Source organism: Amnimonas aquatica (assembly GCF_002943415.1).
In the GTDB taxonomy this organism is placed as follows: domain Bacteria; phylum Pseudomonadota; class Gammaproteobacteria; order Pseudomonadales; family Moraxellaceae; genus Perlucidibaca; species Perlucidibaca aquatica_A.
In genome coordinates this window covers 1-5033 of record NZ_PTQZ01000139.1, presented here as the reverse complement: position 1 = coordinate 5033, position 5033 = coordinate 1, and the positions used below count along the sequence as shown (strand labels likewise).

The following is a 5033-nucleotide window of genomic DNA, read 5'->3' as shown; positions in this document are numbered from 1 at the left end:
CGGCATAGAAGAGAAGTCCGCGCTCGTCCGCGAGGCGCTGCGTGCGCTCATCGAGCGGGAAAGTGCACGGCGCCTGGCCCTGCTGGGTGGCAGCGAGCCCGAGCTAGCATCGGTGCCCCGGCGCCAGCCGGCCTGCGCCTGAGGCCGGCCGGGAGCCCGGGTATGGTGCTGGTCGACACCTCGGTCTGGATCGATCACCTGCGGGCCGGAGATCCGGCACTGGCCTTAATGCTGGCCGAAGGGCAGGTGCTGGTGCACCCGTTCGTGCTGGGAGAGCTGGCACTGGGAAATCTGCGCCAGCGCGACCTGATCCTCGGCGCCCTGCAGGACCTGCCCCGGACCAGCGTCGCCATGGACCACGAGGTGATGCGCTTCATCTCCCGCCACGCGCTGCACGGGCAGGGTATCGGCTACCTCGATGCGCACCTGCTGGCCAGCACCAGCCTGACGCCCGGCAGCCGCCTGTGGACACGCGACAAGCGCCTGCTCGCCGCCGCGACACGGCTGGACCTGGCGACGACACCGGAGGCCATGCCCGGCGCCACGCCGGACTGAAACAAAAAGGCCCGTCAGTGACGGGCCTTCTGCCTTATTCCCATTCGATCGTCGCAGGCGGCTTCGAGCTCACGTCGTAGGCCACGCGCGAAATGCCGCTGATCTCGTTGATGATGCGGTTGCTCACCTTCTCCAGCAGCTCGTAGGGCAGGTGCGCCCAGCGCGCGGTCATGAAGTCGATGGTCTCGACAGCGCGCAGCGACACCACCCACTCGTAGCGGCGGCCATCTCCGACCACGCCCACCGACTTCACCGGCAGGAACACCACGAAGGCCTGCGAGGTCTTGTGGTACCAGTCGGCCTTGTGCAGCTCTTCCAGGAAAATGTGATCGGCTTCACGCAGGATGTCGGCGTATTCCTTCTTCACTTCGCCGAGGATGCGCACGCCCAGGCCCGGGCCCGGGAACGGGTGGCGGTAGACCATGTCGTAGGGCAGGCCCAGCGCCAGGCCGAGCCGGCGCACTTCATCCTTGAACAGTTCGCGCAGCGGCTCGACCAGCTGCATTTTCATGTGCTCGGGCAGGCCGCCGACGTTGTGGTGCGACTTGATCACGTGCGCCTTGCCGGTCTTGCTCGCGGCCGACTCGATCACGTCCGGGTAGATGGTGCCCTGCGCCAGCCACTTCACGCCGCCGGACGCCAGCTTGGCGGACTCGCGGTCGAACACGTCGATGAAGGTGTTGCCGATGATCTTGCGCTTGCGCTCCGGGTCGGACACGCCGGCGAGCTTGCCGAGGAACTCGTCCTCGGCATCCACCCGGATGACCTTGATGCCCATGTTCTGCGCGAACATGGCCATGACCTGGTCGCCCTCGTGCTTGCGCAGCAGGCCGTTGTCGACGAACACGCAGGTGAGCTGGTCGCCGATGGCCTTGTGCAGCAGCGCCGCGACCACCGAAGAGTCGACACCGCCGGACAGGCCGAGCAGCACCTGATCCGTGCCGACCTGGGCACGGATGCGCGCGACGCTGTCTTCGATGATGTTCTCGGGCGTCCACAGCGCACTGGTCTGGCAGATGTCGTGCACGAAGCGCTGCAGCAGCTCGCCGCCCTGCTTCGTGTGCGTGACCTCGGGGTGGAACTGCACGCCGTAGAAGTCGCGCGCCTCGTCGGCCATGGCCGCGATCGGGCAGCTCGGCGTGGCGGCGGTGATGCGGAAGCCGTCCGGCACCTGGGTGACCTTGTCGCCATGCGACATCCAGACATCCAGCAGCGACTCGCCGCCGGCGCTGCGACGGTCGGCCAGCTCGCCGAAGAAGGCGTCGTGGCGGGTGCCGGCGCTGTTGTTGGCGGCCTGCGCCTGGTCGGACACCACGGTCACCTCGGCGTAGCCGAACTCGCGCACGTCGGAGCTTTCGACGCGGCCGCCGAGCTGCTGCGACATGGTCTGCATGCCGTAGCAGATGCCCAGCACCGGCACGCCCAGGGTGAACACCACGTCCGGCGCGCGCGGCGTGTCGGCGGCGGTCACCGTTTCCGGTCCGCCGGAAAGGATGATGCCCTTGGGCGCGAAGGCGCGGATCTCGTCCTCGCTCATGTCGAAGGCGCGCAGCTCGCAGTAGACGCCGAGCTCGCGCACGCGGCGGGCGATCAGCTGCGTGTACTGCGAGCCGAAGTCGAGAATGAGGATGCGGTGGGCATGGATGTCAGTGGTCATGTTGCTCAGCTCAGCCGACACGGTAGTTCGGCGCTTCCTTGGTGATGGTCACGTCATGCACATGCGATTCCTTCATGCCGGCGGCCGTGATCTTCACGAACTTCGGCTTGGTGCGCATGTCTTCGATGTTGACCGAACCGGTGTAGCCCATGGACGAGCGCAGGCCGCCGATGAGCTGGTGGATGATGCCGCTCATGGGGCCCTTGTAGGCGACGCGGCCCTCGATGCCTTCCGGCACCAGCTTCTCGACGCCGGCGGAGGCATCCTGGAAATAGCGGTCGGCGGAGCCGCCGCCGCGCTGCGCCATGGCGCCCAGCGAGCCCATGCCGCGGTAGGCCTTGTAGTAGCGGCCCTGGAACAACTCGACCTCGCCCGGCGCCTCTTCGGTGCCGGCCAGCAGGGAGCCGATCATGATGCTGCTGGCACCGGCGGCGATGGCCTTGGCGATGTCGCCGGAGTAGCGGATGCCGCCGTCGGCGATGAGCGGGATCTGGTCGTTGAGCGCGCGCGCCACCAGATCGATGGCCGAGATCTGCGGCACGCCGATGCCGGCGACGATGCGGGTGGTGCAGATCGAGCCCGGGCCGATGCCGACCTTGACCGCGTCGGCGCCGGCGTCGAGCAGGGCCAGCGCGGCGTCGCCGGTGGCGATGTTGCCGCCGATGACCTGCATGTTCGGGAAGTGGGTCTTGATCCAGCGCACGCGCTCGATCACGCCCTGGCTGTGGCCGTGGGCAGTGTCGACCACCAGCACGTCGGCGCCGGCCTCGATCAGGGCCTCGACGCGCGCCGGGGTCTCGGCGCCGGTGCCGACGGCGGCGCCGACGCGCAGGCGGCCGTGGCCGTCCTTGCAGGCGGTCGGGTAGCGCTCGGCCTTCTGGAAGTCGTTGACGGTGATCAGGCCCTTGAGGCGGTAGTTGTCGTCGATCACCAGCACCTTCTCGATGCGGTGCTCGTGCAGCAGCGCCTTGATGCGCTCCGGCGACTCGCCCTCGCGCACGGTGACCAGCTTCTCCTGCGGCGTCATGATCGCCGACACCGGCAGGTCCATGCGGGTCTCGAAGCGCAGGTCACGGCTGGTGACGATGCCGACGACCTGGTCGCCCTGCATGACCGGCACGCCGGAAATGCGGTTGGCCTTGGTGATTTCGATCAGTTCGCCGACCGTGGTCTTGGGGCTGACCGTGATCGGGTCCTGCACCATGCCGGCCTCGAACTTCTTCACCCGGCGCACTTCCGCGGCCTGGGCCGAGATTTCCATGTTCTTGTGCAGGATGCCGATGCCGCCTTCCTGGGCGATGGCGATGGCCATGCGCGCCTCGGTCACGGTGTCCATGGCGGCGGAGACCAGCGGCACGTTGAGGTGGATGCCCCGGGTCAGGCGGGTCTTGAGGCAGGCATCCTTGGGCAGGATATCGGAGTAGGCGGGCAGGAGGAGGACATCGTCAAAGGTGAGGGCTTCCTGGACAATTTCGAGCATGGCACCACTCCGGACCGGACGGATGTCGCCGGCCGGACAGCTTGGCGCCACCCGCCCCACGCATCACGTGATGAAAAGTAGCCGCGCAGTATACCGGTTTCCGGTCTCTTCGTCAGCGCTTTCGCCAGCCGGGCCATGCCCGTGATGCCGATACGCCCAGCAGATCCGCGCGCAGTCTGCTATAAGAGCCCCATCATTCCTGCGACCCCGCCCCATGAGCAACAGCCCGTCACCTACCGTGCTCACCGTCAGCCAGCTCAACGGCAGCGTGCGCGAGCTGCTGGAGTTCAACTACGGGCGCATCTGGCTGCGTGGCGAGATCTCCAACCTGTCCGCCCCCAGCTCCGGGCACCTCTACTTCACGCTCAAGGACGACGGCGCCCAGGTGCGCGCCGCCATGTTCAAGGGCGCTCGCGTGGCGGCGCGCCTGCAGCAGCCGCCGCAGAACGGCCAGCAGGTGCTGGTGCGCGCACGGGTCAGCCTGTACGCGCCCCGCGGCGACTACCAGCTCATCGTCGACCACCTCGAGGATGCCGGCCGGGGCGCCTTGCAGCAGGCCTTCGAGATGCTCAAGGCCCGGCTCGCCGCCGAAGGCCTGTTCGCGCCGGAGCGCAAGCGGCCGCTGCCGGCATCGCCGCGCGGCATCGCCGTGGTGACCTCGCCCAGCGGCGCCGCCGTGCGCGACATCCTGCACGTGCTCGCGCGGCGCGCGCCCGGCCTGCCGGTGAGCATCGTGCCGGTGCCGGTGCAGGGCACCGAGGCACCGCCCGCGATTGTCGCCGCGCTGTCGCTGCTGGCCGCCCTGCACGCGCGCGACTTCCGCGTCATGCCCGATGCCCGTGCGGACGCCAGCCCGGACCGCGATGCCCTGCTCGCCGGCCAGGACCTGGTCGAGCGTGCGGAGCAGCTGTCGGCCACCATCGCGCCCTTCGACGTGGTCATCGTGGCCCGCGGCGGCGGCTCGCTGGAAGACCTGTGGGCCTTCAACGACGAGTCGGTGGTACGCGCGCTGGCCGCCATGCCGGTGCCGGTGGTCAGCGGCATCGGCCACGAAATCGACTTCACCATCGCCGACTTCGTCGTCGATGTGCGGGCACCCACGCCATCGGCAGCGGCCGAGCTGGTCAGCCCCGACCAGCAGCAGTGGCGCGAGCAGATCGGCAGTGCCGGCGAGCGCCTGCAGCGCGCCCTGCTGCGCAGCCTGCAGCAGCATCGCCAGCGCCTGGCCGCCCTCGCCGCCCGCCTGCGCAGCCCGGCACGACGGCTGCAGGAACAGCGCCAGCACCTCGATGAACTGGAACTGCGCATGCAGGCCGCCTGGCAGCGCGGTCTGCGCCGGCA

General features: G+C 68.9%; 5 protein-coding genes. 3 read left to right on the top strand and 2 right to left on the bottom strand.

The features are described from left to right. Positions 1 to 4 precede the first annotated feature (4 nt). Both C5O18_RS11165 and C5O18_RS06455 read left to right on the top strand, forming a co-directional pair. Positions 5 to 142 (top strand): type II toxin-antitoxin system VapB family antitoxin, encoded by a 138-nt coding sequence (locus C5O18_RS11165; RefSeq protein ID WP_420884479.1) that lies wholly within the window; start codon positions 5 to 7, stop codon positions 140 to 142. Between the two features lie 20 nt (positions 143 to 162). Then, entirely contained in the window at positions 163 to 555 is a 393-nt protein-coding gene (locus tag C5O18_RS06455) for a type II toxin-antitoxin system VapC family toxin (RefSeq protein WP_105192519.1), read from the top strand. Positions 556 to 589: 34 nt separating this feature from the next. On the opposite strand, the gene guaA is transcribed toward C5O18_RS06455, so the two are convergent. Both guaA and guaB read right to left on the bottom strand, forming a co-directional pair. Then, entirely contained in the window at positions 590 to 2212 is a 1623-nt protein-coding gene (gene guaA / locus C5O18_RS06450) for a glutamine-hydrolyzing GMP synthase (RefSeq protein WP_105192525.1), read from the bottom strand. A gap of 10 nt (positions 2213 to 2222) precedes the next feature. Next, complete coding sequence (gene guaB / locus C5O18_RS06445; RefSeq protein ID WP_105192517.1) at positions 2223 to 3692, bottom strand: IMP dehydrogenase; 1470 nt, start codon at positions 3690 to 3692, stop codon at positions 2223 to 2225. A gap of 214 nt (positions 3693 to 3906) precedes the next feature. Here guaB and xseA point away from each other — a divergent pair. Next, positions 3907 to 5033 (top strand): exodeoxyribonuclease VII large subunit (gene xseA / locus C5O18_RS06440; RefSeq protein WP_105192523.1); only part of this gene is annotated, 1127 nt, incomplete at its 3' end.